This window comes from Bacillus sp. JJ1127, from assembly GCF_036965845.1.
Lineage (GTDB): Bacteria > Bacillota > Bacilli > Bacillales > Bacillaceae_G > Bacillus_A.
In genome coordinates, this window is record NZ_JBALQK010000200.1 from 7,387 (window position 1) to 7,592 (window position 206).

The 206-nt window shown below is 28.2% G+C and carries 1 pseudogene; it reads left to right on the plus strand.

Going from position 1 to position 206, the window contains the following annotated elements:
• Positions 1 to 195, plus strand: a pseudogene (locus V7183_RS18815) (hypothetical protein); the annotation flags it as partial.
• Positions 196 to 206 lie beyond the last annotated feature (11 nt).

Here is a 206-nt window from a genome sequence, read left to right on the forward strand (position 1 = left end):
GAGGAAGTAGCTAAAATACAATACTCTAATAAACTTTTTGTTGAGGATGATGCAACATTTGAAAAGATAAAGCCTGGATTCGAGCAAATTATGAATTATTTAATACCTGAATCGAATTTTAAAGGCAGTTATAACGATGAGTCTAATGTAAAAAGGATTTGGAATGTAATGAAGAAAATTATAATTAATCCCTAGATTAAATTAGG